Genomic DNA, 15,370 nt, shown 5'->3' on the forward strand with positions numbered 1-15,370 from the left:
GCATCTATGTCAGCGTCGTGCCGACTTCGTGATCGCCAGCGACATCACGGCCGCGATCGCGCAGAGCGCGCCGGCCACGTAGAACGCCGCGTCGTAGCCGCCGAATCGGTCCCGCACGAGTCCCGCGAGGAACGCCACCAGACCCGCGCCGATCTGGTGCGACGCCAGCACCCAGCCGAAGACGATCGGGCCGTCCACGCCGAAGTGTCTGCGGCACAGCGCGACCGTCGGCGGGACGGTCGCGACCCAGTCGAGGCCGTAGAAGATGATGAACGCGATCATCGGCGGGTGCACGGTCTCGGCGAACAGCAGCGGCAGCACCATCAGCGACAGTCCGCGCAGCAGGTAGTAGATCCCCAGCAGCTTGCGGGAATCGAACCGGTCCGTGAACCATCCCGACGCGATCGTCCCGACCAGATCGAACAGGCCGATCACGGCCAGCAGGCTCGCCGCGGCCGTCACCGGCATGCCGTGGTCGTGCGCGGCCGGGACGAAGTGCGTGCCGACGAGCCCGTTGGTGCTGGCGCCGCAGATCGCGAACGTGCCCGCCAGCAGCCAGAACACGCGGGTCCGCGCGGCCGACCCGAGCACCCCGAGGGCGCGTCCGACGGCGCCTCCGGGCGCGTCCGGGACTTCCGGGCGGACGTAGTCGGACGGCGCACCGTACGGCGTCGTCCCGATGTCCTCGGGGCGGTTGCGCAGGAACATCAGCACCAGGGGCACCACCGCGAGCGCGGCGGCCGCCACCGTCAGGGACACCGTCTGCCAGTCGTAGGTCTCGGCGAGCATCGCGAGCACCGGCAGGAACACGAGTTGGCCGGCCGCACCACCCGCGGTGAGGACGCCCGTGACCAGCCCGCGGCGGGCGACGAACCAGCGGTCGGTCACCGTCGCCACGAATGCGAGCGCCATCGATCCGGTGCCGAGGCCGACCAGCACGCCCCACAGCAGGACCAACTGCCAGGTGGTGGTCATGAAGACCGTGAGGCCACTGCCCAGGGACACGAGCACCAGCGCCGACGCGACGATGCGCCGCATGCCGAATCGCTCCATCATCGCCGCGGCAAACGGAGCGGTCAGTCCGTACAGCACGAGGTTGACCGACACCGCGGCCGAGATGCTCGCCCGCGACCAGCCGAAATCGTCGTGCAGCGGGTCGATGAGCACGGACGGTGCGGCCCGGAAACTGGCGGCACCCACCAGCGCCAGGAAGGCGACCGCCGCGGCGTACCACGCCGGGTGGATCCGAGCGCCGCGCCCGGAGGGGGTTGAGCTGGGGGTGGAACGGGGCGGGGCGATCTCGGAACTCACGGCGTACATTGTGGCGGTCGCCCTCGGGACCGCGCTGGTCGGCCTGAAGGTACTAGTTCGGCAGCAGCGCCGGAGGCGTGCCCGGCAGACCCGGGTAGTAGGTGCCGGCAGACCAGCCGCCGTCCACGGCCAGTTCGGCGCCCGAGATGTACGACGCCTCGTCACTGGCGACGAACAGCGTGGCGCGCGCGATGTCCTCCGACTCGCCGATCCGCTGAAGCGGCACACCCACGTACTTGCTCTGCAGGTCGTCGCCGACCAGGCCGCCCGGATTGCCGAGCGTGGTGTCGACGCCGCCGGGATGCACCGAGCACACGCGGATACCCGCCGGACCCAACTCGTAGGCGAGGGCCTTGGTGAGGCCGCGCACCGCCCACTTACTCGCGGTGTAGGCGGCGAGCCCGTTGACGCCGCGCAATCCGTCGACCGAGGAGATGTTGACGATCACGCCCCGCCCGGCCTTCTTCATGATCGGCACGACGGCCTTGGCGCCCAGCAGGTTTCCGAGAACATTGACGTCGAGCAGACGTTCGGTCCTGGCCACGTCGATGTCCTCGATCGGCGCCCAGTGCATCACGCCGGCGTTGTTGACGAGGATGTCGATCGCTCCGAAGCGCTCGGCGGTCTGCGCGGTGAACGTCGACCACGCGTTTTCGCTGCTCACGTCCAGTGGGGCGAAGAACGCCGCGTCGCCCAGTTCCTCGGCGAGGGCGCGGCCCTGCTCCTCCAGGACGTCACCGAGTGCCACACGCGCACCCTCGGCGACGAACAGTCGGGCCGTGGCCGCTCCCATGCCCTGCGCCGCTCCGGTGATGATCGCGACCTTGCCATCGAGCCGTGCCATGCGTCCTCCGAAATCCGTTGCAGGCCGGACTGTCCGGCCCACGACGGACCATCGCGCGATCGACGGCCGAAGGGAAGGGCTGTTCTCGCTCAGTGGTACGCGTCACACCGCCGTCAGTGCACCACCGATCCGCCGTCGGCGATGATCACCTGCCCCGTGATGTAACTCCCCGCGTCGGAGGCGAGCAGCATTGCGGGGCCGACCATCTCGTCCGGGGCCGCGATGCGCTGCTGCAGCGACATCTGCCGCATCGCCTCGATCGCCTCCGGCGGGTTGTTGCGGACCATGTGGGTGTCGACCGAACCGGGGGCGAGCGCGTTGACGCGGATCCCCCGCGGGGCGAACTCGGCGGCCATGGATCGGGTGTACGAGAGCAGTGCGTTCTTGCCGGCCGCGTACATCGCGACCTTCGGTGAGAACATGAACGCGCCCACCGAGATCACGTTGATGACGGCGGCGTGTCTGCTGGCCTCGAGGTAGGGCAGCGCCGCCTGGGTCAGGAACACCGGGCCACGCAGGTTCACGTCGTAGGACTTGGTCCAGGCTTCCGGGGTGAACTCGCCCAGCGGCAGGGTGAGCGGATTGGCCGCGGCGTTGACCAGGATGTCGATGCCCCCGAACTCGGCCGCCGCCCCTTCCGCCAGTGCCGTGAGATCGTCGAGTTCACCCATGTGCGTCGCGATTCCGATCGCCTTGCCGCCGATCTCCCGCAGATGCCGCGCGGCCTCGATGCACGCGTCGGCCTTGCGGCTGGCGACGACGACGTCGGCGCCGGCGGCCGCGAACCCCTCGGCGATCGCCAAGCCGATGCCGCGGGTGCCGCCCGCGACGACCGCGGTGCGGCCGGAGAGGTCGAAGAGCTGGTTCAACTTGTCGCGGTTCATGCGTCGTCTCCTGTCCGAGCCCAGGCGGGCGCGCGGTGTTCGATGAATGCGGCGGCGGCCTCGGCGAACTCGCCGCCGGTGCCGGCCAGGATCTGGGTGCGGTTCTCGAGGGCGATCGCGGCGTCGACGTTGCCGGCGGAGGCGTTCGCGGTGAGGACCTGCTTGGTCATCGACAGTGCGAACGGGCTGTGACCGCACAGGGTGTCCGCGAGTTCCAGTGCCGCGTCGAGTAGTTCGGCGTCGGGCACGACGCGGGTGACGAACCCGATCCGCTCGGCCTCGGTGGCGTCGAACTCCCGGGCGGTGGTGATCAACTCGGCGGCACGTCCGGCGCCGATCAGTCGCGGCAGGGTGTAGCTGATCCCGATGTCGCAGCCGGAGATGCCGATCTTGATGAACTGCACGCCGAATCTCGCCGAGGCCGAGGCGATCCGCAGGTCGCACGCGGCCGCCAGCGCCAGTCCGCCGCCGAACGCCGGACCGTTGATCGCGGCGATCACCGTCTGGGGGAGGCGCTGGAGGCGGGGGACGAGCGAGGCGATGTACTCCTGGGTGCGCATCCCGGCCGCGGGCCCCGCGAGGCCGTCCGCGGTCGGTGCCGTCCGTGTCGGGTCCTTCAGGTCGAGGCCGGCGCTGAAGCCGCGCCCGGCCCCGGTGAGGATCACCACGCGACAGGTGTTGTCGCGCTCGAGCGCGGTGAGCGCGGCGTGCAGTTCCTCGACCAGCGCGAAGCTCAGGGCGTTGAGCCGCTCGGGGCGGTCGAGGGTCACGGTGACGACGGCCGGGGCCGGCCGTCCAACGTCGATCAAAGTCATTCGGGCTCCGCATCGTTCGGAACGTGGGCGTCGATTCGTCCGACTATTACGCTTACACGATGTAAGGTAATTTGTCAGTAGTTCTCGAGAACGGAGTCGCCTTGGAGGGGAACGGCCCCACGCGGGGGAGGCCGCGCGATCCGGCCCGCCACCGGGCGGTGCTCGACGCGACCGCGGAGCTGCTGGTCGAGGCCGGCTACGAGGCGCTCACGTTCGCCGCCGTCGCGCGCCGGGCCGACGTCGGGCGCCCGCTGCTGTACCAGTGGTGGGGCAGCAAGGCGGCGCTTGTGCAGGAGACCCTGTTCCGGCGGGAGCCGCTGTCGGCGAGCGCCATTCCGGAGGGCGCCCCGTTCGCCGAGACGTTCACCGCGATGGTGCGGGACATGGTCGCACTCCAGTTGCTCCCCGAATATCGGTGTGGCATGCCGGGACTGATCGCCGACATGGTCGCCGATCCCGCGCTCCAGGACGAGGCCGAGCGGCGATTCATCGCACCGGTACGGGCGAGATACGTCGACGTGTTCGACCGCGCGATCGCGGCCGGTGAGATCAGGCCGGACGTGGACGGTGGCCTCGTGCTGGACACGCTGCGCGGAGCGCTCACGACCCTGACCCTCGTGCGGTCGGACTGGAGCGAGGGCGACCTCGTGGACTACCTCGCCCGACTCGTGCTGGACGGAATAGCCGCACCCTGACCTCGGCGGCGTAATTCGATTGCGCGCCGGCACGCGCACTGCCTATGGTTCCACGCATCCGGCCCGGTGCCGGCACCTACGCACATGGAAGTGGTGAACTATGCCCCGGACAGCCGCCGAGCTTCTTCGCGATCCCGCGAATCGCTCGGACCGGTGATCCGTACCCGACATCGGATCCCCTGTCCGGTGTGAGTCTTCCGCGGGACCGATTGCGCTCGGCAGACATTGCCGCCCGATCGATCTCACAGAGGAGAACTCCCGTGTCCCGCAGTGGCACACCAATTTCACACCTGTCCACCTTCACCTGCATCCGCTGCGGCCTCACCGTGTCCGAGGCCGCGCCGAGCGTCGGGTCCCGTACCCACTGCCCCAACTGCCTGGCCGGCAGGCACGGGCGGTGCGGTGCCCGCACGCATCCGATCGCGGTGGCCGTCCTGCGCGACGGCGACTGGATGCTGATCCACCGGTGTACCGGCTGCGATCACCTCGACGCCCACGCGGTCGCCGAGGACGACAACCAACTCCTGTTGATCCGCATCGCGGTGAAACCGTTGGCGCAGCCGCCGTTCCCGCTCGAGCACCTCGCGCAGCTCTGACGCGGCGGGGGTGATCGACGTGTCACGCAGGAACGGCAGAACCGAGCGTCCGCAGCGTGCCAAACCCGCACACCGGGACGGTCCCGCGCGCCGCGGGACATCGTTTCGTTGTCTCGGTTGCGGATTGGACGTACCGATGTGGGTCCCCGGCACCGCGCACCGTAATCACTGTCCGACGTGCCTGTGCAGCAGGCACGTCGACGGGGATCTGCCCGGCGACCGTGCGTCGTCGTGCGGCGGGCGGATGGACCCGATCTCGATCTCGGTGCGCGGCGGCGGCGAATGGGTGATCATCCACCGGTGCAGCGCGTGCGGTGCGATGGGCGCCAACCGTGCCGCGGGCGACGACAATCCGCTCGCACTGGTGCGCATCGCGGTGCGCCCGCTGTCTCTCCTCGACCGGATCCGCTGATGCGTTCGTCGAGGTAGTCCGTGCCGCGCGGCCGGTGAAGCTCGACACCGCCCCTGACGACCCTCTCCTGGAGACGTGCTCTAGTTCCAGTCGTCGATCTTGACGTCGCGGGGATCCGGTGCGCCCGTGCCGGTTTCGACCAGAGACTTCAGGCTCATCAGGAAGAGCGCCCATTTGGTGCTGCAGTGGTGCATGAACTCCACGGGTTCCTTCCATCCCTCCTGTGCGAAGAGGACGATGGTGTAGTCGCCGTCGCGTCGGAGATCCCACACCGCCCGGGTGCCGATCCACTCCGCCGGCCCTTCGATGAACTCCCACACCACTCGTTTCGCGGGCTGGAGCTCGATCACCTTCAGATCGATTCCGCCCTCTCCGAAGCGGAATCGGAGTGTCCCTCCGATATTCGGGTCGCCGTCCGTATTGCTGGCCCACCAGCCGGCAAGCCCGTCGACCGTCGTCAACGCCGCGTAGACATCGTCGACAGAGGACGACTTGATCCCGACCCTGTGCAGAATGTCGACCATTTCGAGTTCCTCTCTCTTCTCACTTCTGACTGTTGCGTTGGATTGCTTCTGCGATCCGCTTGATGCGCTGGAGCCTGGCGTCCCACGTCGACCCCACCGAATTGAGCTGCGCTACGGCGCGGGCGAGTTGTGCGTCGTCGACCCGGTAGAGCCTCTCCCGGCCCACGGGCGTCGCATGCACCAAGCCGACGCGGTCGAGAACGCCGAGGTGCTTCGCGACAGCTTGGCGGGTCACCGGTAGCTGCTCGCTGAGGGTGGTCGCCGTCCCCTCGCCGTCGGCCAGCAGCAGGTCGAGCATTCGCCGCCGTGTCGGGTCCCCTATCGCGGACCAGAGGTCGTCGTCGACAACGGAGTTCATCGGCTCGCGCCCTGTCGGCCGGCGTACTCGACGAGTCGAGGTAGATACCGGTCCCACCCCTCGATGTGCGAGTGGTACTGCTCCTCGAGAACGGCGATCTCCCAACCCATCTCGCGGAACCCGGTTTCCGTCATCCGGACCGTCGTGCCCTCTCGCGAGGGGGCGAGCTCGAAGGTCACCAACAGGGAGTTGTCGGGGACCGCCGCCTCGTCGGTCAGGTGAGCCCAGCGGAAGGAGAACAACCGGGGTGGCTGAGCATCGACCACCGTGATCCGGGCGACGTGCCCGTCGGGCGAGGTTCTGTCGCCCCACACGAGTTCGCCGACGGAGCCGGGGACCGGCTCCAGGTCGACGACCTCGTCGGGCCACCACTCCTTCAAGTGCTCGGGACTGCTGATGACTTCGTAAACCACGTCGGGCGTGGCTTCGACGTACATCGAGCGCTCGATGCGTCCGTACTCCACGTCGTCTCCCTCTTTCGCAACCTTTGGTTGCACGTAAGGCTATCCGACCCGAGGCTGCATGCGCAACCAAATGTTGCGCTTTTTCGCGGCGGGTGGACCGCCGCGCGGGCCACCCGCGATTCGCAGTTCCCGTGCAGAACGGTGCGATCCCGGGCAATGTGGACACCACGCGCAGCGCCGCGCTGCCCTGTGAAGGCCCGTCCGCAGTGAGCGGACGCCCTGTTTGCTGGGGTCTTTCGCGGCTGAAGGGAGGGGCTGGATTGGATTTCCAGACCTTGTGGGATTTCGTGTCCGAGCGGCGGCAACAGCTGCTCACCGACTCGTATCTCCATGTCAGTGCCGTCGTGCAGTCGGTGATCATCGCCGGCGTCATCGCGGTCCTGATCGGAATCGCGGTGTACCGCAGCCCCATCGGATCGGCCGTCGCGACGGGTCTCGCGAGCACGATCCTGACGTTGCCGTCGTTCGCGCTGTTGGGCCTTCTCATCCCGATTCTCGGTCTGGGTGTGCCGCCCACGGTGACGGCGCTGGTGCTGTACGCGCTGCTGCCGATCATCCGGAACACGATCATCGGCCTGGCCTCGGTCGATCCGGCGATCACCGACGCCGCGAAAGGCGTCGGCATGGGTCGGCTGCACGTGCTGGGTCGGATCGAGCTGCCGCTGGCCTGGCCGTCGATCCTGGCCGGCATCCGGGTGAGCACCCAGATGCTCATGGGCATCCTCGCGATCGCCGCGTACGCGAAGGGGCCCGGCCTGGGGAACCTGATCTTCTCCGGGCTCTCCCGCGTGGGCAGCCCGACGGCGGTGCCGCAGGCGCTCACCGGCACCGTTCTCATCGTCATCCTGGCGCTCGTCCTCGACGGACTGCTGGTCCTCGTCGGGCGCCTCACCACTTCGAGGGGGATCCGTGACTGACCTGCTACCCGCCGAACACCGCACCGGCAAGGGCGTCGAGATCGTGCTCGACGACGTCGTCAAGCAGTACCCCGGTCAGGCCGACGCCGCCGTCGACGGCGTGTCGATGACCATTCCCGCAGGTGAGACGGTCGTGTTCGTCGGGCCGTCCGGCTGTGGCAAGACCACGACGATGCGCATGATCAACCGTCTCATCGAGCCGACGTCGGGGAAGATCACGATCGGCGGGCGCGACACCCACTCGATCGACCCAGACCGGCTGCGCCGCGGCATCGGCTACTCGATCCAGCAGGCCGGTCTCTTCCCGCATCTCACGGTCGCCAAGAACGTTGCGACGGTGCCGGGTCTGGTCGGGTGGGACAGGAAGCGGACCTCCGCGCGGGTCGACGAGATGCTCGACCTCGTCGGCCTGGACCCCGACACCTACCGCGGCCGCTACCCGCGTCAGTTGTCGGGTGGTCAGCAGCAGCGCGTCGGAGTCGCCCGGGCCTTGGCCGCGGATCCGCCGGTGCTGCTCATGGACGAGCCGTTCGGCGCGGTCGATCCCATCACCCGCGGTCTGCTGCAGGACGAGCTGATGCGGCTGCAATCCGAGCTCGGCAAGACGATCGTGTTCGTCACCCACGACTTCAACGAGGCGGTCAAGCTCGGCGATCGGATCGCGGTGCTGGGCAGTCAGTCCCACATCATGCAGTACGACACTCCGGAGGCGATCCTCGCGAATCCCGCCAACGACATGGTCGCCGGCTTCATCGGCGCCGACGCCTCGCTCAAGCAGCTCACGCTCGCCCGGGTGAGTGACATCGAGTTGGCGCAGTGCCCCACCGCGTATCAGGACGGTTCGGTCGCCGACCTGCGCCGCGAGCTCGCGGCGCAGGAGGCGCACTGGGGCCTGATCCTGGATCGGCGCGACTGCCCGCTGCGCTGGGTCGCACCCGAGCACCTGGCGTCGGCGGGATCGCTCGAGGACGTCGGCGATCCGGTCGGAGAGAACGTCTCGGTGACGTCGACGCTGCAGGACGCGCTCGAGGCGCTTCTCATGCAGGCCAGTGCGTCGGCGGCCGTGACCGGTCGTCGCGGCGAGTACGTCGGAATCGTCACGATCGACACGCTCGTCCACACGCTGCAGGAGGTCCGCGAGGAGCACGCCGACGATCACGCCGCCGCGGCCACGTCGGACGACGTCACCGAGGAATCGTCGAAATGACGACTCCGACAGCGCAGCAGGCGGAAAGACGGGCGGAACACCTGCGGCTGCTCGTGCAGCCCGTGCTGGTGCTCCTGCTGGTCGGCGGTGTGCTGGGCTGGGCGTTCACCCGGGAGCTGACCGCGACCCAGAAGGCGAGCATCAACGTCGGCAACATCGCGACGCTGACGTGGCAGCACGTGCTCATCACGGTCGTCGTGGTCCTCATCGTGTTGGTGCTCGCCGTGCCGCTCGGCACGTTGTTGACCCGTCCCGGATTCACCTTTCTGGCACCGATTTTCGTCGGCATCGCGAATGTCGGCGCCGCGGCGCCGGCGATCGGCCTGCTGGTGCTGTTCTACCTCGCGACGCGGACGACGGGATTCTGGATCGGCGTGCTGCCCATCGCGTTCTACTCGCTGTTGCCGGTGCTGCGGAACACGATCCTGGGCTACCAGGAGGTCGATCCCACGCTCGTCGACGCCGGTCGCGGACAGGGGATGTCGGCGCTGACGGTCCTGCGCCGGGTGGAGTTCCCGCTCGCCGTTCCGTACATCCTGGCGGGACTGCGTACCTCGCTCGTCCTCGCCGTCGGCACGGCGACGCTCTGCTTCCTGGTGAGTGCGGGCGGGCTCGGCATCCTCATCGACACCGGATACAAGCTGCGCGACAACGTGACCCTCGTCGTCGGCGCGGTCCTGGCCGTCGCGCTGGCACTGCTGGTCGACTGGGTGGGGGCGCTCGCGGAGACCTTCCTCGGTCCGAAGGGGCTGCGCTGACATGAACGTGAAACGACACGTGCTCGCGGGTGGTGTGCTCGCCCTCGCCGCGACTCTGCTGGTCGGGTGCGGCCTCGAATCCGGTGGTGCGGTCCCGCTGAAGGTGGGGCCCGGCAGCATCCAACCGGTGTCCGAGCTCGAGGGGGTCCGGATCACCGTCGGTTCCAAGGACTTCACCGAGCAGGTCATCCTCGGCTACATCATCGAGTTCGCCCTGTCCGCCGCCGGCGCCGACGTCCGGGACCTCACCAACATCCAGGGCTCCAACAGCACTCGCGACGCACAGTTGAACGGGCAGATCGACGTGAGCTACGAGTACACCGGGACGGGCTGGATCAACTACCTCGGTCACGAGCACCCGATCCCCGATTCGCATGCCCAGTTCGAGGCGGTCCGCGACGAGGATCTCGAACGCAACGGCATGGTGTGGACCGAGCCGGCGCCGATGAACAACACGTACGCGCTGGCCACCAGCCAGAAGACCGCCGCCGAGACCGGGGTGCGCACGCTCTCGGACTACGCTGCGCTGGTGGAGCGGGATCCGGGTGCGGCGGTGACGTGCGTCGAGACCGAGTTCAACGTCCGGCAGGACGGATTCCCCGGCATGGCCGCGGCCTACGGGTTCGACCCTGCACGCGTCGAACGCCGAATCCTGCAGACCGGCATCATCTATCAGGCCACGGCCGACGGCAGCCAGTGCAAGTTCGGTGAGGTGTTCACGACCGACGGTCGGATCGCGGCGCTGGACCTGGTGGTGCTCGAGGACGACCGCCAGTTCTTCCCGAAGTACAACCCGGCCCTGACGATGCGTGAGGACTTCGCGAAGGACCACCCGCAGGTCGCCCAGGTCATGGCGCCGATCTCGGCGATCCTGACGAACGAGGCGATCACCGAACTGAACCGCCAGGTGGATGTCGAGGGCAAGGACCCCGCGGCGGTGGCGCGGCAATGGCTGGTCGAGCAGGGGTTCGTCACGGCCGAGACGTGAGACCCGCGCGCTTCCCTCAGCGTCCGGCGGCGACGCCGTCTCGCACCCGGGGGAAGACCTCCTGCGCGAGGTAGGTCAGTGACTCCTCGGTGGGGTGCCCGCCGAGGATGAAGGTGTCGATGCCGTGGTCGAGCGCGAGGGAGGACAGGCGCCGCGGGAGATCCTCGAGGGGGATGTCGCCGCCGACGTTGAGGACCCGGCGGATGCTCGCCGGGTCCCGGCCCGCCGCAGTGGCGGCGTCGTCGATAGTCGCGCTCGCCGTGGCGATTCCGGCGTCGTCGATGTAGCCGAGCGTGGGCAGCCAGCCGTCGCCGATCTCGCCGACCAATCGGAGCATGCGGGGTTTGTAGCCGCCGATCCAGACACCGATCGGATGGGCGGGAACGGGCCCCGGGTGCACCCCGTCCACGGAGTAGAAGTCGCCGTCGAACCGGATCGACCGCTCGCCACTCCACATCAGCCGGATCACCGAGACGGCTTCCCGCAGCGCCCGCACGGACTCGCCGGCGGAGCGGCGCGGACCGCCCATCGCGGCGATCCCGTCCCAGAACGCACCGGTGCCCAGGCCCAGTTCGACCCGGCCGTCGGAGATCAGATCGAGGCTGGCCGCCGCCTTCGCGAGCACCGCCGGCGGGCGCAGGGGCAGGTTCGCGACATCGGGGAACACGGACAGTTGCTCGGTGCGGGCGGCGATCGCGGACAGCAGCGTCCAGGCGTCGAGGAATTCCCGCTGGTAGGGGTGGTCCTGGACGCCGACGAGGTCGAAGCCGGCGCGGTCGAGGACGGCGGCGGTGTCGAGCGCGGCCCGGGGCATGTGCGCGTCCGGGATCAGGAACCAGCCGAAGCGGATCTCGTTGCCGTAGTCGGGCATTGCGGACTCCTTCGCGGTGTCGGAGGCCCCTCTCCCAACCTTAGCCTCGATCTTTCGTGAGTCACGCGTGCTGGCCTGAGCGGTTTCGGATTGGGTGTTTCTGCTTCGGGACAGGAGAAGGTGCCCGATGCGGTCGGGTGGCGTCGGGGTCCACGGCTCCGATGGTCGGTGGTCCTTTCGTCTCGACTGGGCGGGTTTTCGCTGTTCAGGTCACCGAGGTCGGTTTCGTCAGGCGTGTGATCGCGGTGACCAGTAAGTCGACGTGGGGTGCGTTCGAGGAGAGCCGTAGGTGAATTCGGTGGGCATGCCGGGCGAGTCGGCCGGCGATGTGGAACAGGCGGAGCCGTAGGCGTTTGGGTTCCCACCGCCTGGCGTCTTCGGTGTCGAAGGCGAGCATCTGTGTCCACGCGGTCAGCTCGCAGGCCAACTGCACGATCTCGAGCCAGATCCTGTTCTGGTCGAACCCGCGGAGTGGAAGGTTCTGCAGACCGGTGTCTTTCGCCGTCCGGATCCGGTCCTCGCAGCGAGCCCGCCGGCGATGCCGTAGTTCGAGATCCGGCAGTTGGCCGCGGCGGGTGTTCGTGACGAACGCTGTCAACCGCAGTCCGTCGGAATCGGTGAACCTCAGTTGCGCACCGGGATGCGGTCGTTCCTTGCGGACGATCACGCGCATCCCGTCCGGCCAGCCCGACAGGTCGAGTAGCCCGGTGAGTTCGGCGACCACGCCCCTTCGCGAACGCGCCCGTCGGCGTCGTAGGCGGGCGTCCACGCGTCGTTCGGGATCATCTCGACCGCCGCGGTCATCGTGTCGGTAAGCCCGAACCCGATCGAGTACGACAGCTTCCGTTTGGTCAGGTAGTCGACGAACTGGCGGGTGCCACCGGCGCCATCGGTGCGGATCAACACCTTTCGCCCGACCCGGTAGCCCGGGTCGAAGGGCAGTTGCGCCAGCGCCTTCTTGACGACGGCGATGTGGTCGGCGGCGGTGTTCGAGCCGGCGTTTCCGGGCCGCAGCAACATCGCCACCGGCTCGCCTGTGCCGTCCGGGCCGTGGTCGACGAACGCGCACAAGGGGTGGAATCCGAATCCACGCTTGAATGTTGGTGCGGCTTGTTCCTTTTCGGAGTGGGCCGTCACCAGGGTGGCGTCGAGATCGACGATCATCGGATGTCGTTCGTCGATGTCGTGATCGGGAGTCCGGTCTCCGGCTGTGACCCATGCGCCGCGTCGTGCCTCGGCGCGGGCACCCTCGATCGCGGTGAGGGCGGCGCCGGGGTCTGCAGCGAGAGCGGTGACCAGCCTCGACACCGTCGGATCGGAGGCGACCGGACCGAACACCTCCGGGTGCGCCCGCAACTGCGCGATGTCGGCCAGGCAGTCGCCGCCGAGCGCGAGCGTGACCGCGAGATCCAACACGATTTTGCCCGGATCGTGGCGGGACAAGGGCTTCCGCCATGGAGACAACGCGGTCGACAACGCGCTGATCAGCCGGGTTTTCTCGGCGGTCCGCAGCAGCAACACCGCTCCGGCGTGCGCGACCACGCCCGATCCGGCTGCGTCTGCGACCAACGACGGGTAACAGGACGTAGACTTGCCCACCAGAAAGGTGCTCCTCGAACTCGCACGAACATGACCCTCAGCAAGTCATATTCTTGCAGTTCAGAGCACCTTTCTTCATGAACGACATAACGGACCTTGCGAACTACCGTGAAAGCCCGAGGCTAAGAGCATCGCTCGCTATCGGCGCGAGATCCTCAACGCAATCGAATACGACCTGTCCAATGCCCGCGTCGGGGCTAACAACACCCACCTGCGGTCACTGACGAAGCGATCCTACGGATTTCACAGCCCAGAGGCCTTGATTGCGATGGCGACACTGACACGAGGAGGGGCGTGCCCAGCTTTGCCACAACGTTAATCGCCCACCAAAGGGTCAGGACGGCCACACCTGTTCGAATCAGTGATGGCCTCGTGCTGCCCCGGCTGGAGGGAAGCCAGGCCGGGGCGCACAACCTTTACCGCCGTTGACGTCTGTCTTCGATGGTTCAGGTATGGAGGAACAGTTTCGTACCGGAATGTGCGCAGGTTCGTTCAGGTCGCTGCGCGAGGTATCGACCGATCTCAGGCGGTCATGACGTTGGGCGCAGGACTTTAGGGCTCGCTTGTCCCGTCATCAACGCGTCAAACTTGCGAACCCCGGCCGGGTAGAGACGCTTGCCGGCGACCAATGCGGCGATCGCGCCGAGGTAGACCAGCGGGGAGAGTTGCAGAGCCCCGAGCAGACCAAGACGATCGGCGAGGACACCTACGACGAATGGCCCCAGTGCCATGCCCAGCAGGTTGTAGGCAACGGCGAGAGCACCCATTGCGGAGGCTCGGACGGAGGAGTGCGTGAGATTCGCTACCATCGCGCCGGATGCGCCGGATGCCCCGCCGGAGAAGAAGGCGCCGATTCCGATCAGGACCATCTGCGTGTTCCCTGTACCGACCCGAAATCCTACCGTCAGGAATACGAGCGACGTTACGCAGAAGGCGATGGCTGCGGTCCACTTGTGGCTCGTGTCGGTCCGACTGACACGGTCGGTGATGATGCCGCAGATCACCATGCCACTACCCACAAGCAACACGAAGATTGACGCCGTCAGCCCTGCTTTGGCCGGAGCGAAGCCGTAGTAGCGGTTGAAGAAGCTTGGTAGCCATGACAGCAACACTCCAGCGGTGAACAGATGGAGTCCGCCACCGATGTAGGCGCACAAGACCGCCGGGTTGGTGAAAAGACTCGACAACGGAGCGCGGTATCCCTCCGGTTTCGCGACAGTGCCCGCGGCCACGTCGTCGGTGGTGGCGCGGATCGCCAGCTTGCGTTCGGTGACCAGGGCACGATAGAGCGCCACCAAGATCAAGCCGAAGATCGCCATGGCTGCGAACGACCAGCGCCAGCTCAAGTGGACGGCGATGGCACCCCCGAAGGCGACGCCGATCACCGACCCGAACGATCCGCCGGCGAAAAGGGCCCCGCTGAGGGTGTCGTGCAGTCGGGGTGCGAAGACGCTGAGCACGACTGCGATACCGACGCTCGTGTAGGCGGCCTCGCCGACTCCGACGAGGAAGCGGGCGCCGAGCAGCTGTTCGTAACTGGTGGCCAGGGCGCACAACAGGGTAGCTACGCTCCAGAGAACGGCCATGAGGGTCAGGCTTTTGACCCGGCCCCACCGATCTGCCAACAACGACAACGGCAGGGCGAGCAGGCCGACCATGAGCGCTACGACGCTGGAGAGCGAGGCAAGCTGGGAATCAGTCAGCGTCCATTCGGTTTTCAAGAACGGGAAGACGGCACTGAGAACTTGCCGGGACATGAAGTCCGAGAGCATCAGTCCGAAGGTCAGCGCGAAGACTATCCACGGATACCTGCTCGACCGGGCCCTCGTACCCGCGACTGATGTGACAGCCGGGTGTTCACCGGAAGTGGTTGGCAGCATTATGCATGCTCCTAATCGGGATGTAGTCGAGGGAATCTGCCGGCAAGAAGACAGCCGCGTCGGACGACGCCACTGCCCGGCCTCGGCACGTTTCGACCTGCACGCTTGGGATCTTTGCAACTGCTGGGCGTGCGAGATCGGAGGGAGCGAACGGATCGCTCTCACCCAGCCGGCTTGCTCCCAAATGGAGTTGATAACTGAACCGACAGCGATCAGCAGAATCGCGACGTGGTTCGCTGCAAATCGC

General features: G+C 67.6%; 16 protein-coding genes and 2 pseudogenes. 8 read left to right on the plus strand and 10 right to left on the minus strand.

What is annotated here, in order from left to right; translation table 11 throughout:
- Positions 1-9 precede the first annotated feature (9 nt).
- From ABI214_RS15030 to ABI214_RS15045, 4 genes are all read right to left on the minus strand, one after another.
- Entirely contained in the window at positions 10-1,311 is a 1,302-nt protein-coding gene (locus ABI214_RS15030) for an MFS transporter (RefSeq protein WP_408586911.1), read from the minus strand.
- Between the two features lie 52 nt (positions 1,312-1,363).
- The gene (locus ABI214_RS15035) at positions 1,364-2,155 is read right to left on the minus strand and encodes an SDR family NAD(P)-dependent oxidoreductase (RefSeq protein ID WP_348603327.1); all 792 of its coding nucleotides are present in this window, start codon (positions 2,153-2,155) and stop codon (positions 1,364-1,366) included.
- A gap of 113 nt (positions 2,156-2,268) precedes the next feature.
- Positions 2,269-3,039 carry an SDR family NAD(P)-dependent oxidoreductase gene (locus ABI214_RS15040; RefSeq protein WP_348603328.1) on the minus strand — a complete coding sequence of 257 codons (771 nt, stop codon included), beginning with the start codon at positions 3,037-3,039 and terminating at the stop codon, positions 2,269-2,271.
- Entirely contained in the window at positions 3,036-3,854 is an 819-nt protein-coding gene (locus tag ABI214_RS15045) for an enoyl-CoA hydratase/isomerase family protein (RefSeq protein ID WP_348603329.1), read from the minus strand. The genes ABI214_RS15040 and ABI214_RS15045 overlap by 4 nt, the downstream gene beginning before the upstream one ends.
- A gap of 101 nt (positions 3,855-3,955) precedes the next feature.
- On the opposite strand from ABI214_RS15045, the gene ABI214_RS15050 reads away from it, so the two are divergent.
- The 3 genes from ABI214_RS15050 to ABI214_RS15060 all read left to right on the plus strand — a co-directional run bounded on the left by ABI214_RS15050 (position 3,956) and on the right by ABI214_RS15060 (position 5,557).
- Complete coding sequence (locus ABI214_RS15050; RefSeq protein WP_348603330.1) at positions 3,956-4,549, plus strand: TetR/AcrR family transcriptional regulator; 594 nt, start codon at positions 3,956-3,958, stop codon at positions 4,547-4,549.
- A gap of 260 nt (positions 4,550-4,809) precedes the next feature.
- Positions 4,810-5,145 carry an RNHCP domain-containing protein gene (locus tag ABI214_RS15055; RefSeq protein ID WP_348603331.1) on the plus strand — a complete coding sequence of 112 codons (336 nt, stop codon included), beginning with the start codon at positions 4,810-4,812 and terminating at the stop codon, positions 5,143-5,145.
- Between the two features lie 19 nt (positions 5,146-5,164).
- On the plus strand, positions 5,165-5,557 hold the full coding sequence (locus tag ABI214_RS15060) for an RNHCP domain-containing protein (RefSeq protein ID WP_348603332.1): 393 nt from the start codon (positions 5,165-5,167) through the stop codon (positions 5,555-5,557).
- A gap of 80 nt (positions 5,558-5,637) precedes the next feature.
- On the opposite strand, the gene ABI214_RS15065 is transcribed toward ABI214_RS15060, so the two are convergent.
- From ABI214_RS15065 to ABI214_RS15075, 3 genes are read right to left on the minus strand one after another with little or no spacing between them, the layout of a single operon-like run.
- Positions 5,638-6,081 (minus strand): SRPBCC family protein, encoded by a 444-nt coding sequence (locus ABI214_RS15065; protein WP_348603333.1) that lies wholly within the window; start codon positions 6,079-6,081, stop codon positions 5,638-5,640.
- Positions 6,082-6,100: 19 nt separating this feature from the next.
- A complete protein-coding gene (locus ABI214_RS15070) occupies positions 6,101-6,439 on the minus strand; it encodes an ArsR/SmtB family transcription factor (protein ID WP_348603334.1) in 339 nt (112 codons plus the stop codon).
- The gene (locus ABI214_RS15075) at positions 6,436-6,903 is read right to left on the minus strand and encodes an SRPBCC domain-containing protein (protein ID WP_348603335.1); all 468 of its coding nucleotides are present in this window, start codon (positions 6,901-6,903) and stop codon (positions 6,436-6,438) included. Before ABI214_RS15075 ends, ABI214_RS15070 begins: the two co-directional genes overlap by 4 nt.
- A gap of 260 nt (positions 6,904-7,163) precedes the next feature.
- Between ABI214_RS15075 and ABI214_RS15080 the strand changes: the two genes are divergently transcribed.
- Genes ABI214_RS15080 through ABI214_RS15095 form a run of 4 tightly spaced genes read left to right on the plus strand, consistent with a single transcriptional unit; the run spans position 7,164 to position 10,773 of the window.
- Positions 7,164-7,820, plus strand: coding sequence for an ABC transporter permease (locus ABI214_RS15080; protein ID WP_348603336.1), 657 nt, complete (start codon positions 7,164-7,166; stop codon positions 7,818-7,820).
- Positions 7,813-9,027 carry an ABC transporter ATP-binding protein gene (locus ABI214_RS15085; protein WP_348603337.1) on the plus strand — a complete coding sequence of 405 codons (1,215 nt, stop codon included), beginning with the start codon at positions 7,813-7,815 and terminating at the stop codon, positions 9,025-9,027. The genes ABI214_RS15080 and ABI214_RS15085 overlap by 8 nt, the downstream gene beginning before the upstream one ends.
- Positions 9,024-9,785 (plus strand): ABC transporter permease, encoded by a 762-nt coding sequence (locus tag ABI214_RS15090; RefSeq protein ID WP_348603338.1) that lies wholly within the window; start codon positions 9,024-9,026, stop codon positions 9,783-9,785. The genes ABI214_RS15085 and ABI214_RS15090 overlap by 4 nt, the downstream gene beginning before the upstream one ends.
- A 1-nt stretch (position 9,786) precedes the next feature.
- Positions 9,787-10,773, plus strand: coding sequence for a glycine betaine ABC transporter substrate-binding protein (locus ABI214_RS15095; RefSeq protein WP_348603339.1), 987 nt, complete (start codon positions 9,787-9,789; stop codon positions 10,771-10,773).
- A gap of 16 nt (positions 10,774-10,789) precedes the next feature.
- On the opposite strand, the gene ABI214_RS15100 is transcribed toward ABI214_RS15095, so the two are convergent.
- Positions 10,790-11,644 (minus strand): LLM class flavin-dependent oxidoreductase, encoded by an 855-nt coding sequence (locus ABI214_RS15100; RefSeq protein WP_348603340.1) that lies wholly within the window; start codon positions 11,642-11,644, stop codon positions 10,790-10,792.
- A 205-nt stretch (positions 11,645-11,849) separates the two neighbouring features.
- A pseudogene (locus ABI214_RS15105) lies at positions 11,850-13,243 on the minus strand (IS1380 family transposase).
- 115 nt (positions 13,244-13,358) lie between these two features.
- Here ABI214_RS15105 and ABI214_RS15110 point away from each other — a divergent pair.
- Positions 13,359-13,562, plus strand: a pseudogene (locus ABI214_RS15110) (transposase); the annotation flags it as partial.
- Positions 13,563-13,773: 211 nt separating this feature from the next.
- Here the strand turns inward: ABI214_RS15110 and ABI214_RS15115 are convergent.
- A complete protein-coding gene (locus ABI214_RS15115; RefSeq protein ID WP_408587035.1) occupies positions 13,774-15,126 on the minus strand; it encodes an MFS transporter in 1,353 nt (450 codons plus the stop codon).
- Positions 15,127-15,370: the final 244 nt, after the last annotated feature.

This window comes from Prescottella soli, assembly GCF_040024445.1.
Taxonomy (GTDB): domain Bacteria; phylum Actinomycetota; class Actinomycetes; order Mycobacteriales; family Mycobacteriaceae; genus Prescottella; species Prescottella soli.